The sequence below is a fragment of the Achromobacter sp. Marseille-Q4954 genome, assembly GCF_943737025.1.
Classification (GTDB): domain Bacteria; phylum Pseudomonadota; class Gammaproteobacteria; order Burkholderiales; family Burkholderiaceae_B; genus Achromobacter; species Achromobacter bronchisepticus_A.
Map to the genome: position 1 here is coordinate 1 of NZ_CALSFQ010000005.1, position 19,662 is coordinate 19,662.

Genomic DNA, 19,662 nt, shown 5'->3' on the forward strand with positions numbered 1-19,662 from the left:
CACGCGGGCGCAACGCGTATGAAATTTAAAAAGGTCGCATCCCAACGGCAACAAACCTTTCAGCTTCGTGTTATCTCTTTCTTGATGTGTCCCGCGTATCAGACCTGATTTCCTTCTGTACAGGACTGATACGGGGCCGTGTCGGGATGCTACGCCGCGACGTAGCGGATCCAGCCGGAATCCAGCCAATCCGCCAGGCAGGAGCGTGCTTCGTCGGTCAGGCGGGCGCAGGACGGATCCGAACAATCCAGGCTGCGCGCGTCCGCCAGCGTGCGCAGGGCGGCGTCCGCGGGCACCATGGCAGTCTCGCCATTGATGAAGAGCTGCTTGCCGCGATAGAGCATGCGGCTGCGCCGGTCCAGCACCAGCCGGCCCGCGGCAGGCCAGTCTTCTTCCAGGTCCACGTCCATGCCTTCGGGAGCGTCGAACACGCTGAGATTGCTGGGCTCGGTCAGCCAGCAGCCCAGGAAGCGCGAGGCGAGCGCGTCGTCGAAGCGCAGCTTTTCCACGGTTTCCAGCGTGGCGGCCACCAGCGCGTCCGGCAGCGCGGCGGGTGTGTCGACCGCGGGCTGGCCGGGGTCGCGATAGACCGCCGACAGTTTCGGACCGGGCAGGGCGGGCTCGCCATAGGGGCCGCCCAGGAGGCCGACGCGAGCCATGACCTGGTCCGCGGCCGCTTCGAGCAGCCCGCGCGCCAGCGTTGCCTGCGTGGGCGCGCGAAAACCGATGGAGATGGTCATGCAGCCGTCGCCTACCGCGACGCCGTCGTGGGCCGCCTGCGGGGGCAGGTAGAGCATGTCGCCGGGCGCCAGCACGGCCGTTTCTTCGGGCTCGAAACGGCTCAGGATCTTCAGCGGCAGGCCCGGCTCCAGCGACAGGTCCTTCTGGCGGCCATAGCGCCATTCGCGCTCGCCGGCGGCCTGCAGCAGGAACACGTCGTAGCTGTCGAAGTGCGGACCCACGCCGCCGCCATGGCTGGCGATGCTGATCATCACGTCGTCCAGACGCGCGTCGGGGATGAAGCGGAACAGCTGCATCAGTTCGGATGCGGCGTCGCTGTGCAGGTCCACGCTTTGCACCAGCAAGGTCCAATCGCCTTCGTTGTCCTTGGGCAGGCGCGCGAAGGGGCCGTTCTCCATCTGCCATTCGCCGTTCTCGCGCCAGATCAGGCGCGACTCCACGTCGTCGCGGCGCGCCAGTTTCTTGATGGCGGCGATCGTGACCGGCGGCTTGAAGCCGGGGATGGCCTGGCGGATCAAGAGGGGCTTGCGCTGCCAGTAGCGGCGCATGAAGTCGTTAGGGCTCTGGTTGCCCAGCAGGGCCAAGGGATGGTCGAGGTTCATTGCAGGTGCTTCTTCAGGCGGTAGAGGGCGTCCAGCGCTTCGCGCGGGGTCAGGCTGTCGGGGTCGATGGCGGCGAGTTCCTCGCGCAGGGCGTCCAGGGCGTCGAGGTCGTCGGAACGGTCGGCTTCGGCATAGGCCTGGGCGTCGGCGTCAGCCGCGGCCGCGAACAGGCCAAGCTGCGGCGTGGGTGCGCCTTGGGCCTCCAGGCGCTCCAGCTCGCGCGAGGCCTGGCGGATCACGGCGGCGGGCACGCCCGCGCGCTGCGCCACCTGGATCCCGTAGCTGCGGCTGGCCGGGCCTTCGCGCACTTCGTGCAGGAACACGATGCCGCCGGCCGATTCGGCCGCGGCCAGATGCACGTTGGCCGAGGCCGGCTGTTCCGCCGGCAGGCGGGTCAGCTCGAAATAGTGGGTGGCGAACAGCGTCAGCGCACGGTTGTGGGCCAGCAGGCGGCAGGCGATGGCCCAGGCCAGCGCCAGGCCGTCATAGGTGGACGTGCCGCGGCCGATTTCGTCCATCAGCACCAGGCTGTTGGGCGTGCTGGCCGACAGAATGGCGGCCGCCTCGGTCATTTCCATCATGAAGGTCGAGCGGCCGCCCGCCAGGTCGTCGGCCGCGCCGATGCGGGTGAAGATGCGGTCGATCTTGCCGATGCGGGCGCGCGACGCGGGCACGAAGCTGCCGATGCGCGCCAGCAGCACGATCAGCGCCACCTGCCGCATGTAGGTCGATTTACCGCCCATGTTCGGGCCGGTGATCAGCAGCATGCGGCGCGCCGGCTCCAGACGGCAGCCGTTGGGGGTAAAGCGCTCGATGGCGTGTTCCACCACCGGGTGGCGGCCGGCATCGATGTCGATGTCGGCCTGTTCGGACAGTTCGGGCGCGATCCAGTCGTGGCGGCGCGCGTGATCGGCCAGGGCGGCCAGCGCGTCCAGTTCGGCCAAGGCGGCCGCGCAATCCGACAGCGGCCGCACGTGCTCGGCCAGCACGTCCAGCAATTGCTCGAACAGCCATTTCTCGCGGGCCAGCGAACGGTCCTGGGCGGACAGCACTTTGTCTTCCCAGGTTTTGAGTTCAGGGGTGATGTAGCGTTCGGCGTTCTTCAGCGTCTGGCGGCGGCGGTAGTCCTCCGGCACCTTGGCGGTCTGGCCCTTGGTGACTTCGATGTAGAAGCCATGCACGCGGTTGAACTCCACGCGCAGGTTGCTGATGCCGGTGCGTTCGCGCTCGCGGGCTTCCAGCTGCACCAGGAAGTCGCCGCCGTCGGCCGCGAGGCCGCGCAGCTCGTCCAGTTCGGCGTCGAAGCCCGCCGCCAGCACGCCGCCGTCGCGGATGGCGATAGCAGGTTCGGCGGCAATGGCGCGCACCAGCAGGGCGGCCAGGGCCGGGTCCACCGACAGGTGCGAGACCAGTTCGCCCAGCCGCGGCGAATCCGCCATCGGCTCGACCTGGTCGCGCAGCGCCGGCAGGGCTTGCAGCGCGTCGCGCAGGCTGGCCAGCTCGCGCGGGCGCACCGAACGCAGCGCCAGGCGGGCGGCGATGCGCTCGATGTCCGGGAAGGCGTTCAATGCGCTGCGCAAGGACTCCAGCAGGCCGGCCGAACCAAAGCCGGCCGCGCCAAAGGTTTGCTCCATGTCCATGCGGCCCGCCAGCAGCGCCGAGATGGCTTGCTGGCGCGCCAGCGCCTGTTCGTTCTCGCGCAGCGGATGGTGCAGCCAGCGGCGCAGCAGCCGGCTGCCCATGGGCGTGCGGCAGCCGTCCAGCAACGAGAACAGCGTCGGCGAATCTTCGCCCGACAGCGTCTGCGTCAGTTCCAGGTTGCGGCGCGTGACCGGGTCCAGCAGCACGTACTGGCCGGGGCGTTCCGCCGACAGGCTCTGCACGTGGGCCAGGGCCTGCGACTGGGTGCGGGCGGCGTAGCGCAGCAGCGCGCCCGCGGCGCAGATGCCGGCCGGCATGTCTTCGATGTCGAAGCCCGCCAGCGTATCGGTCTTGAAATGCGCCAGCAGGTGCGCGCGCGCGCTGTCCGCTTCGAAGTGCCAATCGGGCACGCGGGCCCGCGCGCCTTCGAACGGGAAATCGAATTCGGCGCTGTCGGCGCAGACGATCTCGGCCGGCGCGATGCGGTGCAGCTCGGATTCCAGCTGCGCCGGCGCACATTCGGTCACGCGGAATTCGCCACTGGCCAGGTTCAGCCAGGCCAGCCCCGCGCGGGGCGCGCGCGCGGTGCCGCCCACGAACACGGCGGCCAGCGCGCGGTCCGCCTTGGCCGGCAGCAGCGCATCGTCCGTCAGCGTGCCGGGTGTGACGATGCGCACGATGCGGCGCTCGACCGGACCCTTGGACGTCGCCGGGTCGCCGATCTGCTCGCAGATGGCGATGGACTCGCCCATGGCGACCAGCCGCGCCAGGTATTGCTCCATGGCATGCACCGGCAGCCCGGCCATCGGGATCGGCGTGCCGTTGGACGAACCGCGCTTGGTCAGCGTCAGGTTCAGCAGACGCGCGCCGCGCTCCGCGTCTTCGTAGAACATTTCATAGAAGTCCCCCATGCGGTAGAACAGCAGCAAGGGACCAGCCTCCGCTTTCAGGCGGAGGTATTGCTGCATCATGGGGGTGTGGCCCGGGTGGGCGTCGGCGGCGGTGTTTTGCGTTGCGGAATTCATGCCCGTGATTGTATCGGGCGGGCACCAGGTGGGGGATGGGTGCGATCAAATTGTCCGTACTGCCGCGTTCGGCCGGTCCGTTTCCTCTACGATTGTGCGACATGCCGCGGCATGTCCGCCTAGCTGTTCCGCAAGGTTGGAAAAATCTGGGGCCGGGCCGCATCACCATGTGTATTTGACCCCGACCCTGGCGGCATATTGGCGGTAATCCTGGGCGCCCCAGGAAGCCGCAACGTTTGTCCACCCCGTCCATCCCTTGGTGAAATCCGCGTGCACGCCGAGCTTCAGCTCATACCGATCACGGGGATACAGGCTGCTGACGGGCAATTGATTGAATGACACCGAACTGTCCGTGTCCGTATGCCACCAGTTCAACGTAACGAAGGGCTGGATCTTCCGGCCATTCTTCATTTCGTAGGTGCGGTGGGCGCGCACTCCCAAACGGCCGATCGTACCGTTGGAGTCGGCCCTGCCGACGCTGGTGCCGTTGGATTCGGCAACGTTGTCCTGGTCGTAGCGTACGTAGATCAACTGCGCTTGCGGTTCCAGAACCCAGTCGTTGCGCAGTTTGAAGGCGTAGCCGACCTCTCCCGACACCGCCCAGCCTCGGGAGTCGTACTTCACGTCTGGCAAACTATCCCCTTCGACCTTGTTCTTGAACCAGCCGTACTGGAACCAGGTGTCGACGTAGGTTCCCAATTTGGTCTCGTTGTTTTCAAACCAGGTTCCATAAAGCCCGACGCTGTAACCTTCGACACTGCCTCGGGCTTTGTAGGGGTTGCCGTCAGCCCGGGCGGTGCTGCGGCTGTTGCCGAATCCGGCCATCGCGCCCAGGTGCAGGCGGTCCGTTTCCGAACCGAGCTTCCATTGGGCGAGATCGCCGCCGCCTTGCAGGAGAAACATGTCGCTGCTGACATCGAATTCCCCGTTCTTGCTATGCGTCCGGTCCCACTTTCCGGTCATGCGCAGCCACAGCGCTCGCCGTTTGTCATCTTCGTCGTCGAACTGCTGGGTTTCGATGTACTGCGGTTCGCCCAGCCGGTCGTGCATGCTGTGCACGAACATCTGCGCGGCCAGCCGTTGGTTGGCGAGATACGCCGCCACTTCCGGACGGTACAAAGGCTTTGGGGGGGCTGGCGGTTCGGGGGGGGCCGGGGTACAGGACCCGGAGGACCAGGGTCGGGAGGAACTGGGGGAGGAGGCTCGGGATCTTTTTCAGAGCGCAGATACCAGTTATTGGCCTCTCCCGCCGTCACGCCACCGCGGAAGAGCCGGTACTCATAGGGACCCGCGACGGCCCGGCCGGCAAGCGTGAATGCGGAGGGTGCCGTAGTCCCACCGCCCACCGCGTCGACCACCTTGATGCCGCTGGCCTGGGTAACGGCGCCCGAGCCTCCCGTGTTGCTGATGCGCAGGGCGCTCTGTCCGGTTGCCGTGCCTGAAATGACGATCAGGTCGGATGGCGCGCCGTCGCCCGCAAGAAAGGTATTCAGCGCGACGACGCTGCCCGCGCCGCCCACGTAGTTCGATACCGTCAGCGTCTTGTAGACGTTGGCGGTCGGAGGTGAGTAGACGATCTGGCTTGCCGTGTTGGTCAGGTTGGTAATGTTGGAATTGCCAGTCATCGTCCATAGTGTGTTCGACTGAAGCTCCACGTTCGATACGCTGCCCGCAGCGGTGGTTGCGGCCCCGGTCAGGGTTGAACCCACGACAGTGATGTTTGCCTGACCCGGGGTTGAGGCGGCCGGAATTGGCGGCGGTGCCGCAACCGGATTGCCCAGCAGCGTGTCTGGGTCGGGTATTCCGCCCAATGGCGCGTCCGGGCCCGCCAGCAAGGGAAAATCGTCGATGGTGGCGACGCGCAGCCAGTTGCCGTTGCCGGATACCACCGTATCGGTAAGCATGATATTGGCCAGACCGGCAACGCCTATCGCCGGCCCGGCGGCGCTGGCGACGCTGGACCGCGTCAGTTCGATTTCCGCTGCCGGCCCCGGATCTCCCAGTGCGAACAGGCCCATGCCAGCGGCGCCGCTCACGCGAATCACCGCGCCGTCGCCGACGATCCGGCCGCCGTTCTGCGCAACGGCCCCATGAGCCTCTGGCCCCGTTGCCGTCACGGGGGTTTGCCCAAGCGTGATGAGGCTACCGGTGTCACGGGCAAGAGCGCCGTGCGCGGCAGCGCCTGTTGTGGCGACGCTACTGGCGCTGGAGGTTATGACCCCGCCGCTGATCGCGCGCAGGCCAACGGCGCCTGCGCCCTCAGTGGCGACGGTGGTGTTGAGCAGGCTGATCGTTGCCGGCGCTTCCAGGAAACTGCGCTGAGCCATCGCGCCGTAGGCGTTCGCGCCCAAGGTCTTGATAGCGGAGCCTTGCGCGGAAATGGCGGCGGGAAACTGAGCGCCGGCCTGTTCAACGACAGCATAGGCGCCGAGCGCCAGCGGGCCGGCGGTAGTGACCGACACATTTTCCAGGCTGACCGAACCGCCGTCGTCGGCGACGACTCCCATGGCCTCGTCACCCGAGGTCTGCGCCGAGCTGTCTCGCACCGTGAGCTGTGCGCCCGGATTGCGCGCTGCCAGCGCGTGCGGGCGTCGGTCGCCGGCTGAGACGGTTCCTTGCGTGGTGATGGATGAGTTCGTTACGGTTATGGCGCTGCCCAGGTCGGCCAGGACGCCCATCGCATTGCCGTCGCCCGTAGTAAGCACCCCGGTGTTATTTACGGCGACCGTCGAGTTTGCTCCGAAGATCCCGTTGGCATTTATCCCATGGCTCGTGACCGACCCTTGCGACAGATTGACCGTGGCGCCCGCGCTGGCGCGTAGGGCGTGCGCCGTTGCGTTCGATGCGGATATCGTTGTGTTCGTCGCATTCAGCGTGGAGCCCGCCCCGTCGACCTGCGCGCCAATCGAAGCGCCGCTACCGGCCGCGATGCTGGCGGAATCCACGGTCACCGTGCCGCCAGCCGTGACATCCAGCGCAACGGACCGTGTGCCATTGACCTGGAACGAGCCGCCGTTGACGATCGCCGTGGATCCGGCGCCTTGCACCGACAGGCCATGTCCGAATTGTCCCGCCGCGGTGATGACGTTGTTTCCTTGCATGCGCACGCTGCTGCCCGACATGACAAGAACGCCGGCAGCCGGATTGATGGTGGTGCCGGAGCCGCGCGTGCTGATCGACACGTCGGTCAACGACACGGCCGCGCCATTTTCGATGCGGACCCCTGCGGCACTGGTGCCGCTGGCAGTGCCGACGGCGGGATCGCCGGTGACGATGGAGACGCCAGTCGCGTCTATACGGCTCGGCACGACCGTGCCGCCGTTGACGGCCGTGCCGCTTGCCCACAGCCCATGGCTGCCGATGGCTGAGCCGCCGGAGGTGATGGTGCCGGTGGTTGTGATCGATGTGCCAGGCCCGATCGTTACGCTGGCACCCGCGTCGGCGCGGACCCCGAATGAGCCGCGTCCCGCGGTGCTGACGGTTCCGCCCGTAAACGAAATCGAGCTTCCCAGGCCGGAGGCATAGAGCGCATGGTTGCCCGCGCCGCCCGCACCTTGCGTAGCTACGCTGGACGCGATCATCTGCACCGTGCCTCCACCTGTCGCAAGCACGGCAATGTTGTCGTTGACCGTGGTGGCCAGGCCCAACGTGATGCTTGAACCCGTGGCTGTGGCGATGCTGCCGCTACCCGACGCGACCAGGCCTTGCTGCCCCGTCGCCGCTTGCACCGTGACGATGTTGCCGCCGTCGAAAATGATGCGGCCGCCATTGCCTGCGATGGCGCCGACATAGTTGCGAGGCGTGGTTGACCCTGTGCCGCCGAGATTCAGGCGTACGCCGCTGGCCGTAATCGCGCCACCGGGATTCTCGGCATCCAGGCCGGGCTGGGTTGCGCTAAGCACATTGATCGTGCTACCCGGCGTCACCGTGCATGCGCTTCCTGAGCGGGTGACGGGGCCCGCTGGACATGTCGTTTGCGCCGCGACATCCGCGCCCAGTGACAGCGACCCCAGCAGCAGCCAGCGAGCCGTCATCCATGTTGCCGCAGGGTACGGCGCCGCGCCGCTACTGCGCTCTTCCATCTGCCTGTTACGCATTGACGCCTCCATCGGAGTACTTGCGGAACAACTGGGTAGGAATCAGGCAACCGACATCGGAGATTCGATGCACGAATCTCCCGTGTAATGCTGCGGCTCAACGTAGCATGGGGGGACTCATGGGGAAAGCAACTATTTGAAACTCTGTTGCTTATCGTGGACAAACATTGCGGGCAGGCAGGCAGCAGGCGGACGGGCGGGCGCGGCTGGCACCTCACTTGTTCATGATATTCCCCAACTTCTTGATCACCTCACGCTCGGTTTCCGCGCTGGCGTGGGCGGCCTTGGTGTAGCTCGCCGTATCCATGTACTGCGGCGATACGCCGGACTGGCGCAGCAGGGCCAGGAAGGCTTCGTCCTTGAGCGTGTCGCGGAAGGCGCCGTCGAGCTTGGCGATGACGGCCGGGTCCATGTCCTTGGGACCGGCGATGCCGAAGGGCGAGGTGTGCACCACGGGATAGCCGGCTTCCTTCAGGGTGGGGACGTCCGGCAGGTCGGGGGAACGCTTGTCGCCCAGCGACGCGAGGATGCGGACCTTGCCCGAGGCGACGTAGGGCAGGATCGTGCTGGCGCCGACCAGCACCTGGATGTGGCCGCCCAGCATGGCGGTCAGCGCGTCGGCGTCGCCCTTGTAGGGCACGTGGGTCCATTTGGCCTGGGCGGCTTCGCCCAGCTGCACCATGGCGATGTGCTGGCTGCTGTAGGCGCCCGGCGTGCCGTAGGAAATCGTGTCGGGCTTGGACTTGGCGTAGGCGACCAGGTCGTCCAGCGTCTTCCAGGGCGAGTCCGAGGCGACGGCGACGTAGTAGTTGTAGCCGGCGATCATCGAGATGTAGGTCAGGTCCTTGACCGGGTCGTAGCGCGTGCCGGTGATGTGCGGCATGCGGAAGATGCCGATGGGCACCATGGTGACGGTATAGCCGTCGGGCGCGGTGTTGAGCATCTGGGTCGCGCCCAGCGTGCCGTTGGCGCCAGTCTTGTTCTCGACCACCACGGTCTGGCCGAGGCGCTTGCCGGACTGCTCGGCCAGGGCGCGGCCGACCACGTCGGTGACGCCGCCGGCGGAGTACGGGATGATCAGGCGGATCGGATGGTTGGGAAAGTCCTGCGCCACCGCGGGGGCGCTGCCTGCGCTTGCCAGGACCATCATGCTTGCTGCCAGGATCTTCTTCATGTCATTCCTCCTTTGTGTGCCGCCGGCTTGCCGGCCGTCTCCAGGTCTAGCGGGATGCCTGGTATTGAACGTCAATCGATGATGCGCGCGCGGCTTGCGCCGAAGCCGATGCGCTGGAAACCCTCGCGGCTGCAATGGGCCGTCAGGGTGACTTCGTCTCCGGCCTCCAGGAACAGCCGGGTTTCGCCCGAGGGCAGGGTAATGGGTTGCGTGCCGCCGTGCGTCAGTTCGAGCAGGCTGCCGTGGCCGCTGTCGTCGGGCGTGGAGATGGTGCCCGAGCCCAGCAGGTCGCCGGGGCGCAGGTTGCAGCCGCCCAGCGTGTGCTGCGCCACCATCTGCGCGGGCGTCCAGTACAGGTGGCGGGCGTCGGATGCCGACAGCTGGCGTGGCGCCTGCGCGCGTTCGCGCATGAGCGGCGTGGATAGCCACGCCTGCAGCGCGATCTCCAGTCCGCCGCTGGCGGCATCCCTGGCGTCGCGCAGGTAGGGCAGCAGTTCGGGATCGGCGTCGCCGCGCGCCATCGCGGCGCGGCGGAACGGGGCCAGCGCCTCGCTGGTCACGATCCAGGGCGAAACCGTGGACGCGAAGTTCTTGCCCTGGAAGGGCCCCAGCGGCTGGTATTCCCAGGCCTGGATGTCGCGTGCGGACCAGTCGTTCAGCAGGCCGTAGCCGGCGATGTGGCCGGCGGCGAGCTCCAGCGGCACCGGCTCCCCGAGGGCATTGCCGGGGCCGATCCAGATGGCCAGTTCCAGTTCGAAGTCCAATTGCGCCGAGGGCCGGAAGGCCGGCGTATCGACGCCGGCCGCGATCCTGACCTGGCCGCGGGGCCGCCGCACGGGCGTGTCGGACGAGCAGATGGAGGACGCGCGGCCATGGTAGGCAATGGGCACGTGCTTGTAGTTCGGCATCAGCGGGTTGTTGGGGCGGAACAGCTTGCCCACGTGGTTTGCGTGATGGATGCCCGCATAGAAATCGGTGTAGTCGCCCACGTCCGCGGGCAGCAGCAGTTCGCACTGCGCTTGCGGGTGCAGCAGGCGCGCGGCATGGGCCTCATGCCGCGCGCGGCCGGGGTGTGCGGCGTCCAGCAGGGCGAACAGCGCGTGCCGCACAGCCTTGCGGGTGGGGCCGGGCAAAGCCATCCAGTCGTTGAGCCTGCGCGCCGACAGCGCTTGGCGTGCGACCGGGTCCAGTCCGTCCAGCAGGCCCAGTTCCACGGCGGCCTGGACATCCAGCACCTGTTCGCCGATGGCGACGCCGATTCGTGGTGCGCCGCCATCGTGGCGGAACACGCCCATCGGCAGGTTCTGCACCGGGAAATCCGGATGGCCGTCGGCGCCGTTGACCCAGCTCTGGGCAGTGGGCGCGTGGGTGTGGTCCAGCATCGTGTACTCCTCGCGGGCATTATCGGTATGGCTGCGCGCCGCTGCCCGGCCTGCGCGCATGTTCGTGAGGTCGTCGTCGCCGCTTCAGGCCGCGGTCGTGCCGCCGTCCATGGCCCAGGCCACGCCGCGGACTTCGTCGGCGTCGGGCGAGCAGAAGAACTCGCACAGCCCGGCGATTTGCTCCAGGGTGACGAACTTGCCCGAGGGCTGGCGCAGGCCCAACAGTTTGTTGGTGGCTGCGGCATTGTCCAGGCCGTCACGTTCGGCCAGTGCGTCGATCTGCTTCTGCACCAGCGGCGTGTGTACCCAGCCGGGGCAGATGGCGTTGCAGGTGATGGCGGTCTGCGCGGTTTCCAGCGCCACCGATTTGGTGAGGCCGATCAAGCCGTGCTTGGTGGCGTTGTAGCCGGTCTTGCCGGCGCGGCCGCGCAAGCCGCTGATGGATGCCATGTTGACGATGCGGCCCCAGTTGCGTGCGCGCATGGCAGGCAGTGCGGTGCGTATGGTGTGGAAGCTGGCGGACAGGTTGACCGCGATCATGTCGTCCCACTTGTCGACCGGAAAGGCTTCGATCTGGCTGACGTGCTGGATGCCGGCGTTGTTGACCAGGATGTCCAGCGCGCCGTAGGCCTGGTTCAACTCGGCCATCATGGCCTCGATCTCGGCCGGCTTGCGCAGGTCGCAGGGCTGGAAACGGACCGGCACGCCATAGGTATCGCGGAATTCGGCGCAGAGCGCGTCGGCCGCCGAAGCGTCGGCCAGGCCGTTGAGCACCAGGGTCGCGCCGGAGCGCGCCAGGCGCCGCGCTACCGCCAGGCCGATGCCGCTGGTCGAACCGGTTACCAGGGCCACCCGCCCCGAAAGATCAGCCATGCTTGTCTCCACGCTGTGTCGTTATGGAATGCGTGGCAGGTTAGGGCGTGGGGATTGAGTCGTCCAATTTATTATCGATGCATGATTTATATTCATAGAATATTAATAACCGGCACCCTCAGAACCGCTCATGGAATTGCGCCATCTGCAGAGCTTCATGGTCCTCGCCACGGAGCTGAACTTCACACGGGCCGCCTTGCGCCTGCACATCGCCCAACCGCCCTTGAGCCAGCGCATCCGCGAACTCGAAGACGAGCTGGGCGTGAAGCTGTTCGACCGCAGCACGCGCAAGGTGACGCTGACGGTGGCGGGCCGCGTGTTCCTGGACAGCATCCAGCCCATGTTCCGGCAGCTCGACGGCGCCGTGGAGGCTTGCCGCAAGGCTGGCCGGGGCGAGACCGGCAGCCTGCGGCTGGGCTATACCGGACGCGCCAGCCATGTGCGCCTGCCGGGGCTGGTGCGCGATTGCCGGCGCCATTACAGCGATATCGCGCTGGACATCCAGGGGCCGCTGCCTACGGGCGAGTTGCGCCTGAAGCTGCTGGACGGCACGCTGGATGCTGCGCTGTGTTTTCTGCCCCTGGAGGGCAAGCACATCGCGTCGCACGAGTTCATGCTCAGCGAGTTTTCCATTGCGCTGGCAGACGCGCATCCATTGGCCGCCAAGGCCGAATTGCGTGTCGCGGATCTGGCGCAAGAACCGTTCATCGCCTATCCCTCGGGCAAGGGCTTCCACTTGCGCGACGCCATGGATGCGATCTGCCTGGAGGCGGGTTTCCTGCCGCGCGTGCTGCGTGAAACGGAGGCGTCCCAAACCCTGCTGTGCCTGGTCGCGGCTGGCACCGGCGTGGCCATCATTCCGCGCGACATCGAATCCTTCAACATGGAGGGCGTGATGTTCCGCCCGTTGCCGGCGGACGCCCCTAAGCTGCAGCACGGTATTGCTTGGCTGGAGACCAACCAGAATCCGGCGTTGGGGCGTCTGTTGGCGTTGTGCGGCGTCGGGGGCGTGGCGGGATAGGGGGCCTGTCCGCGCTTGCTCCCGGCCGTCCGCAAACGGCACAATCGCAGCGCGCGGCCCTGTTTCCGCCGCCGGAGTCTCTTATCCATGCAGGTTCTATCCGTCCCGGCCACGCTGGAGGCCAGCGAGCGCATCACCATCACCAGCGGTCCGCACCAGGCCGAATTCGCGCCGGGCGGCGGCGGCCGCCTGACCCGGTTGTCCACCGGCGCGCATGACTGGATCGTGCCCCTGACCGACACGCAGTGGCCCGCCGGACGCTGGCCGCGGGCGGGCTCCTATCCGCTGGCGCCTTACTCCAACCGCATCCGCGACGGCGTGTTCACCTTCAACGGCGCCAGGCACGCATTGCAGTCCGCACCCGGCCGGCCCCATGCGATCCATGGCGCAGGACTGTATCAGCCGTGGCGCGTGCGCAGCCACAGTCCGGACAGCGTCGACCTGGTGCTGGAGCAGCCCGCCGGCGTGCTGGGCTGGCCCTGGCCCTTCGAATGCGTGCAGCGCTATCAGCTGGACGCGCGCGGCCTGAGCGTGGCGCTTGCCATCGTCAATCTCGGCGACACGCCCATGCCTTGCGGCCTGGGCCTGCATCCCTATTTCACGGCCGAGCGGGTCACGCTGCATGCGCGCCGCGAGTGGGCGGCGGACGCCGACGGCCTGCCCACCGGCAGCAAGGCCGTTCATGTGCGCGAACTGCGGCGTTCGGCCAGCGGCTGCGATACCTATCTGTCGCAGTGGGAAGGGCGAGCCACCCTGCATTGGCCCGATGGGCATCAGCTGTCGCTGCACGCCGACCCGGCGTTTGCGCATCTGGTGGTCTACACGGCGGGCGGTTCGGATTTTCTGTGCGTCGAGCCGGTCACCAACGTAGCCGATGCGTTCAACCTTGCGGCGGCCGGCGAAGCCCGTACCGGCATGCGGGCGCTCGAGCCCGGCGCGCGCTTTGCCGCGACCGCGCTGTTCGGCCTGGAGCCGCCTCGGGCTGCGCGTTCCTGATGCTTGCAAGCGGCGCTTTGAAAGCGCCGCCGCCTGCGGCGATAATCCGGGCAAACCAAGTCCAGGAGTCCTTCGATGAAAAAGCTCAGCACCGAACAATTGCAGGCTGCGGCCGAGACGCTGCGCCGCGTGCAGGCGAGGCTGGCGCGCGCCGGCAACTTGCCGCTTGAGCCCACCCTCTATGCCTGCGCGCAAGGATTCCGCCGCAACGTGCCCGACTATCTGTGGTCGTGGCTGTCAGGCCTGCTGGCGCCGCACAAAAGCCTGGGCGCGTGGATGGATGCGCACCAGCCTGGCTGGCGCACGGGCAAGACGCCCGCCGCGGTGGTCTACGCGCGCAGCGAAAACGGCTGGCTGGAATGGCTGATCGCCGAGCTGGAAGCCGAGATCAATGATCCCCACGCCCGCGCCAAGCGGGAAGGGCGCGCCTAGAACGGACGCATAGCCGGCGCATCATGTGTCGCAGTTCGGACCGGATGCCGGCCCCACGCCTCAGGCCCGCTCGGCTCGCGAGCGGCGCACCAGAAGGAATAGCGCTTCCAAGACGGCGGCCGCCAGCAGGGCGGCCAGCACCGAACCCAGTACCTGCAAGTCCCATAGGCGCGGCGGACCCACGCGGAACTGCACGGTGTCGAAGACCAGTCCGGCCGTGATGCCGGCGACGATGGCGGCCTTCCATCCTTGCAAGGGAGCCAGCCGCAGCATCAGCAGGGTGAAGGCCATCATCCCCCAGAGCACGGGTTCAAGCGCCTGATTGAGAATGTGGTCGAGCAGAAGAGACTCCCGATGGTGTCGCGCATGCGTTTGCGCGCAGTCGAGTTTGTACTGCTTTCTGCCTGCAATTGCGAGACGCCCCGCCGCCGCGAGCGGCGAGGCATGGCCTACGCGCCTTAGAACCCTTCCAGCACGATCTTGCCCTGCGCCTTGCCGCTTTCAATGAAGGCGTGCGCCCGGCGCAGGTTTTCGGCGTTGATCTTGCCGTAGTGCGCGCCCAGGGTGGTGCGCAGCGCGCCTTCGTCGATCAGGCGGGCGGCCTGGTTCAGCAGTTCATGCTGCGCGATCATGTCGGGCGTGCCGTGCAGCGGACGCGCGAACATGAACTCCCAATGCAGCGAGGCCGACTTGGACTTGAGCAGGCGCACGTCGATGGCTGCGGGATCGTCGATCAGGGCGATCTTGCCTTGCGGCGCAATCGCTTCGGCCATCTGCGCGAAATGCTGGTCGGTCTGTGTTAGGCCGGCGATGTGGCTGACGTGTCCGAAGCCGATGCGCTTGAGTTCGGCGGCCAGCGGCTGGCTGTGGTCGATCACGTGATGCGCGCCCAGTTCCCGCACCCAGGCCTGGGTTTGCGGGCGCGAGGCGGTGCCGATCACCGTGAGTCCGGTCAACTGGCGCGCCAACTGCACCAGAATGGATCCCACGCCGCCCGCGGCGCCGATGACCAGCAGGCTGCCTTGGCTGGGGGCGGCGTTGTCCAGCACGCGCAGGCGGTCGAACAGCAGCTCCCAGGCGGTGATGGTGGTCAGCGGCAGCGCCGCGGCCTGGGCGTAGTCCAGGCTGGCCGGCATGGGGCCGACGATGCGCTCGTCCACCACGTGCAGCTCGCTGTTGGCGCCAGGGCGGTTCAGCGCGCCCGCATACCAGACGCGGTCGCCCGGCTTGAACAGGCTGGTCTTTGCACCCGCTGCGCGCACCACGCCGGCGGCGTCCCAGCCTATGACTTCGGGCTGGCCGTCCTTGGGCTTGCGATTGGCGCGGATCTTCACATCCACCGGGTTGACCGAAATGGCGCGGACCTCGACCAGCAGGTCGTGGTCGCCGGGCACCGGGTCGGCGACGTCGATGTCCTGCAGCGCCTCCGGGTGATCGGCGGGCAGGTTCTTGAAATAGGCGATGGCTTTCATGGTTGCTTGCCGGGATCAGATGATGGAACGCACCACGCCGCCGTCCACGCGCAGCGCCGCGCCGTTGGTGGCGGCGGCTTGCGTCGAGCTCGCGTAGACGACCATGTTGGCCACTTCTTCCACGGTGGCCAGGCGGCGCAGCAGCGAAGTGGGACGGTGCTGGGCGATGAAGTCGCGCTCCATCTGGTCCTGCGTGACGCCTTGTTCCTTGGCCATTTCGGCAAAGAAGTCCGACACGCCTTCCGAGCGCGTGGGGCCGGGCAGCACCGCGTTGACGGTGACGCCGGTGCCGGCGGTCAGCTCGGCCAATCCGCGCGACACGCCCAGCAGGGCCGTCTTGCTGACGCCGTAGTGGATCATCTCCGCGGGGATCTGGACCCCGGATTCGCTGGATATGAATACGATGCGGCCCCAGCCGGCGGCCAGCATGCGCGGCAGGTAGTAGCGCGACAGGCGCACGCCGCTCATGACGTTGATGTCCAGCATGTACTGCCAGTCGTCGTCCGTGATTTCAGTGAAGGACTTGGGGGCGAAGTAGCCGGCGTTGTTGATCAGGATGTCGACGTCGGGATGGGCGGCCGAGATCGACGCCGCGCCGTCGGCGGTGGCGAGATCGGCCTGCACGGTGCTCACGCGCGCGGCGGGAAACTGCTGGGCAAGCGACGCGGCCGCCTGCGCCAGCTTGTCGGCGTTGCGGCCGTGCAGCACGACTTCGGCGCCGGCCTCGGCCAGGCCCGCGGCTATGGCCAGGCCGATGCCGCCGGACGATCCGGTGACCAGGGCCTTCTTGCCGTTCAGTTCGATTTTCATGGGGAGACTCCTTGCGTGTCGGGGAATGGAGCCATGATTACCTAGTCCAAACCAGCGAAAAAGCGGCTAGCATCGCAGTCAGTTTCAATAATTTTTTGAAAATGAGGCCGGCATGGTGCGGTTCGAGGATCTGAGGATATTCATGGCGGCGGCGGACCAGGGCAGCTTTTCCGCCGCCGCGCGCGAGCTGGACCTGACGCCAGCGGCCGCCAGCGCCGCGCTCAAGCGGCTCGAGCAGGTCCTGGACGCGCGCCTCTTCGTGCGCACGACGCGCAGCCTCAGGCTGACGAGCGACGGCGCACGCTATCTGGAACATGCCCGCGCTGCGCTGTCGGCGCTGGACGCGGGCAGGAACGCCGTGGCGCGCAACAAGACGGAGATCTCCGGCACGCTGTCCTTGTCGATCCCGTCCGACCTGGGCCGCCACGTGCTGCTGCCATGGCTGGATGAGTTCCAGGAACGGCATCCACGCGTCAACTTCCAGGTGCGCATCAGCGACCGCCTGGCCGACCTGTACCGGCAGCCGGTGGATCTTGCGGTGCGTTATGGCACTCCGAACGACTCTGGACTGGTGGCCCTGCCGCTATCCGAGCACAACCGCCGCGTGGTGTGCGCCTCGCCCGCATACCTTGCGCGCCATGGCGTGCCGCAGGTGCCCGATGACCTGCGCCGCCACAACTGCCTGTCCTTCGTGCTGGGCGAAACCCTGCACGACCGCTGGGCCTTCCGGCACGAAGGCGCCGCGCTCACCATACCGGTCAAGGGCGACCGCGTCGGCGATGACGGCGAACTCGTGCGCCGTTGGGCCCTGGCTGGCCATGGCCTGGCCTACAAGTCGCGCTTTGACGTCCTGGCCGACCTGCGGGCGGGCAGGCTCATCGAAGTCCTGGCCGACTACACCAGCGAACCGTCGCCGCTATACCTGCTGTGCGTGCACCGCATGCTGCTGTCGCCGGCGGTAAAGCGGCTGCGCGAGTTCCTGCACGAACGCTTCAAGGCGTTCGAGGCGGGCTAGCCGGCCTTTGTGCGCTTCAATGCGCGTGGCTGGCCCGTTGGTTTGCCGCGCGCGTGCGGGCGGCTTTCTTCGCGGCTGCGGAACGGCCTGCGGCGCCCTTGGTGGCGGCAGCCTTCTTGGCCGCGGCCGAGCGGGCGGCGGCGCTGCGCTTGGAGGCCGATGCGCTGGCCTGCCGCGACAACGCGGTGCGTGTAGCGGGCTTGGCGCTTTCCTTCTTCAGGGCGGTGGTGGTGGCCTTGGCGCGTGTGGCGGACTTGGCATGCCCATCATGGGCTGCGTCGCTGTCCTGCTTTGCGCGGCGCTTGGTCGCCGCGCTGGCCTTCTTCGGCGCGGGCAGGGCCACGCCGGCGCGGCGCGCCTTGGACAGTCCGATCGCGATGGCCTGCTTGGTGGATCGCACGCCATGCTTGCCTTCGCGCACGTGTTCGATTTCCTCGCGCACGAATTCTCCGGCCTGCGTGGATGCGGATTTTCCTTGCCGTTTGTCGCGCGCCGCTCGTTCCAGGGTTTTTCGTTCAGGCATGACGACACCTCCTTGCTTGCGTTGCGAAAACGCGCTCCGCCGCGCCGAGGCCGGTGCGACGGAACTCGTAACACCACTCTAGCGCCGTGGGCGTATGCTGTGTGTTCGAATGGATTGCCGGTCGTAAGCGCCGGAACACCGCCGCCAGACCGACGATGCACGACTCACCCCCTTAGCGGAGACGAGCTATGTCGAATCATGTCTACAAGCAAATCGAACTGGTGGGTTCATCCACCAAGTCCACCGACGACGCCATCAGCCAGGCCATCGCGCGCGCTTCCGAGACGCTGCGCAACCTCGATTGGTTCGAAGTGACCGAAGTGCGCGGCCACATCAAGGACGGCAAGGTGGCGTACTGGCAGGTCGGCTTGAAGATAGGCATGCGGCTGGAAGGGAACGAGTGAGTCCGCTTGCTGCTTCTTTATTGAGCACCCCTTCCAAGTGATTGTCGGATAAGGATTTTTCCCGCTTGTTATCCGACTGTTCAGAGGCTTGTCCACATTCGGTGGGGACAAGCTTGCTTGCCTTGCGCCTGCCGTCATCGCGATCCGCGGAGGCATCGTGAACCCGCCGGCATTGAGCGTTTCTTGAGCGGCAGCTTCAAGTGCTTGGTGCATAAGGCTTTTTGCATGCTGCCCTCATACTGTCCTCAGGCTTATCCACATTTGGCGGGGACAACCTGGGCGCTTCGATACGGCATTTGAGCCATTCTTGACCACCCCTTGCAGGCGATTGATATGCAAGGGAATTTTCGACCTGCCCTCATACTGTCCTCATGCTTCTCCACAGAACGCGGGGACAAATCCACATTTCGGCGCAGCCGCCGCGCAAGTCCGCGCGGTCATCCTGGTTTCAGTGGATAAGTGCGTCAAAAATCATCCAAAAGGATGATTGCGCAATTTTTGACCGGCCCTCGCAAGTGCTTGGCGGGACAGGGGAATTTCACTATGCCCCAAGGCTGTCCTCAACCTTCTCCACAGTTGGCGGGGATAAGTGAATGCCCCCACGCCGCGCACGCTGCGCGTGCTTGCCGGCCCCCGAGGGGGCTGGCCCGCCTTGGGGCGGCCCGGCGGCGGGCCGCCGCTCGAGCTGCGCTGGCTGCGCACAATGGCCGCCGCATTCTCCGGTCGAGGAAGGATGCGGGATTCATGGGAGGTCGCACGCAAAAAAAAGCCCCCCGACGTATCGGGGGGCTGGATCGCCCGGAGGTAGACGGGCGATCTCTGCCGGCCGGGAGGAGCCCGCGCCGGCAGCGGCGGCGATCAGGGGTTGAACTTCTTGATCCAGTCCACGTAGCGGTCCACCCAGCCTTGCAGGAACTTGCGGGTGCCTTCGTTGGTGATGTTGTACTGGTCGTCGACCAGGCCTTCGGTGTATTGCAGGAAGACTTCCGGCGTGGTCAGGGCGTTGGCGCCCTCGGCGGCCAGGATGTTGCGCAGGTGCTGCTGCATCAACGCGGTGCCGGCGGCGCTGGGCGAAGTGCCGACGATGCCGACGGCCTTGCCGGTCCAGGAGTTCTGGCCCCAGGGACGCGAACCCCAGTCGATGGCGTTCTTGATGGCGGCGGGCACGGAGCGGTTGTGCTCGGGCGACACGAACAGGATGCCCTGGGCGTCGGCGATCTGCTGCTTGAGCTTGGCGGCGGGGGCGGGCAGGTTGTTCTCGTTGTCCTGGTTGTAGAGCGGCACGTCGCCCAGGCTCACGTATTCGAACTTGAAGTCCGCGGGCACCAGCTTTTCCAGCGCGCGGGCCAGCCGCAGGTTGAACGAGGCAGCGCGCAGGCTTCCGACGAAAACGGCAATCTTGTAGGTGCTCATGGGGCGCAGGCTCCAAGGGGGGACGGGATTGTCAGTGTAGA

At 66.9% G+C, this 19,662-nt stretch carries 17 protein-coding genes; 5 read left to right on the forward strand and 12 right to left on the reverse strand.

Translation table 11 applies throughout. The features are described 5' to 3' along the window. Positions 1-149: 149 nt before the first annotated feature. The 7 genes from NGK62_RS30960 to NGK62_RS30990 form a co-directional block, all read right to left on the reverse strand. Positions 150-1,343 carry a ribosomal protein uL16 3-hydroxylase gene (locus NGK62_RS30960; RefSeq protein ID WP_059371947.1) on the reverse strand — a complete coding sequence of 398 codons (1,194 nt, stop codon included), beginning with the start codon at positions 1,341-1,343 and terminating at the stop codon, positions 150-152. Continuing rightward, positions 1,340-4,009 carry a DNA mismatch repair protein MutS gene (mutS, locus tag NGK62_RS30965; RefSeq protein ID WP_353506933.1) on the reverse strand — a complete coding sequence of 890 codons (2,670 nt, stop codon included), beginning with the start codon at positions 4,007-4,009 and terminating at the stop codon, positions 1,340-1,342. Before mutS ends, NGK62_RS30960 begins: the two co-directional genes overlap by 4 nt. A 162-nt stretch (positions 4,010-4,171) precedes the next feature. Further along, a complete protein-coding gene (locus NGK62_RS30970) occupies positions 4,172-5,086 on the reverse strand; it encodes an autotransporter family protein (protein WP_353506936.1) in 915 nt (304 codons plus the stop codon). Then, positions 4,969-8,106: an autotransporter outer membrane beta-barrel domain-containing protein gene (locus NGK62_RS32410; protein ID WP_353506934.1), complete on the reverse strand. Its 3,138-nt coding sequence runs from the start codon at positions 8,104-8,106 to the stop codon at positions 4,969-4,971. Before NGK62_RS32410 ends, NGK62_RS30970 begins: the two co-directional genes overlap by 118 nt. A 214-nt stretch (positions 8,107-8,320) precedes the next feature. Continuing rightward, entirely contained in the window at positions 8,321-9,280 is a 960-nt protein-coding gene (locus tag NGK62_RS30980; RefSeq protein ID WP_251881940.1) for a Bug family tripartite tricarboxylate transporter substrate binding protein, read from the reverse strand. A 71-nt stretch (positions 9,281-9,351) separates the two neighbouring features. Next, entirely contained in the window at positions 9,352-10,662 is a 1,311-nt protein-coding gene (gene fahA, locus NGK62_RS30985) for a fumarylacetoacetase (protein WP_251881942.1), read from the reverse strand. Between the two features lie 84 nt (positions 10,663-10,746). Beyond that, positions 10,747-11,535 carry a 3-hydroxybutyrate dehydrogenase gene (locus tag NGK62_RS30990; RefSeq protein ID WP_118934123.1) on the reverse strand — a complete coding sequence of 263 codons (789 nt, stop codon included), beginning with the start codon at positions 11,533-11,535 and terminating at the stop codon, positions 10,747-10,749. A gap of 130 nt (positions 11,536-11,665) precedes the next feature. Here NGK62_RS30990 and NGK62_RS30995 point away from each other — a divergent pair, with 130 nt between their 5' ends. The 3 genes from NGK62_RS30995 (at position 11,666) to NGK62_RS31005 (ending at position 13,984) form a co-directional block, all read left to right on the forward strand. Continuing rightward, positions 11,666-12,556, forward strand: a complete 891-nt coding sequence (locus NGK62_RS30995) for a LysR family transcriptional regulator (RefSeq protein ID WP_059371955.1) — start codon at positions 11,666-11,668, stop codon at positions 12,554-12,556. Between the two features lie 87 nt (positions 12,557-12,643). Beyond that, entirely contained in the window at positions 12,644-13,552 is a 909-nt protein-coding gene (locus NGK62_RS31000; RefSeq protein WP_251881944.1) for an aldose epimerase family protein, read from the forward strand. Positions 13,553-13,627: 75 nt separating this feature from the next. Then, the gene (locus tag NGK62_RS31005) at positions 13,628-13,984 is read left to right on the forward strand and encodes a hypothetical protein (RefSeq protein WP_054453246.1); all 357 of its coding nucleotides are present in this window, start codon (positions 13,628-13,630) and stop codon (positions 13,982-13,984) included. A 60-nt stretch (positions 13,985-14,044) separates the two neighbouring features. On the opposite strand, the gene NGK62_RS31010 is transcribed toward NGK62_RS31005, so the two are convergent. The 3 genes from NGK62_RS31010 to NGK62_RS31020 form a co-directional block, all read right to left on the reverse strand. Further along, on the reverse strand, positions 14,045-14,290 hold the full coding sequence (locus NGK62_RS31010) for a hypothetical protein (protein ID WP_502803550.1): 246 nt from the start codon (positions 14,288-14,290) through the stop codon (positions 14,045-14,047). A 152-nt stretch (positions 14,291-14,442) separates the two neighbouring features. Then, entirely contained in the window at positions 14,443-15,456 is a 1,014-nt protein-coding gene (locus tag NGK62_RS31015; RefSeq protein ID WP_251881946.1) for a zinc-binding alcohol dehydrogenase family protein, read from the reverse strand. 15 nt (positions 15,457-15,471) lie between these two features. After that, the gene (locus NGK62_RS31020) at positions 15,472-16,266 is read right to left on the reverse strand and encodes an SDR family NAD(P)-dependent oxidoreductase (protein WP_059371964.1); all 795 of its coding nucleotides are present in this window, start codon (positions 16,264-16,266) and stop codon (positions 15,472-15,474) included. Between the two features lie 112 nt (positions 16,267-16,378). Here NGK62_RS31020 and NGK62_RS31025 point away from each other — a divergent pair, with 112 nt between their 5' ends. Continuing rightward, positions 16,379-17,281: a LysR family transcriptional regulator gene (locus NGK62_RS31025; protein WP_251881948.1), complete on the forward strand. Its 903-nt coding sequence runs from the start codon at positions 16,379-16,381 to the stop codon at positions 17,279-17,281. 16 nt (positions 17,282-17,297) lie between these two features. Here the strand turns inward: NGK62_RS31025 and NGK62_RS31030 are convergent, their stop codons facing one another. Then, entirely contained in the window at positions 17,298-17,804 is a 507-nt protein-coding gene (locus tag NGK62_RS31030; RefSeq protein ID WP_059371970.1) for a DUF6496 domain-containing protein, read from the reverse strand. Between the two features lie 188 nt (positions 17,805-17,992). Between NGK62_RS31030 and NGK62_RS31035 the strand changes: the two genes are divergently transcribed. Beyond that, complete coding sequence (locus NGK62_RS31035; protein WP_042794506.1) at positions 17,993-18,208, forward strand: dodecin; 216 nt, start codon at positions 17,993-17,995, stop codon at positions 18,206-18,208. A gap of 858 nt (positions 18,209-19,066) precedes the next feature. Here the strand turns inward: NGK62_RS31035 and NGK62_RS31040 are convergent. After that, complete coding sequence (locus NGK62_RS31040; RefSeq protein WP_059371972.1) at positions 19,067-19,621, reverse strand: NADPH-dependent FMN reductase; 555 nt, start codon at positions 19,619-19,621, stop codon at positions 19,067-19,069. Between the last annotated feature and the right edge of the window lie 41 nt (positions 19,622-19,662).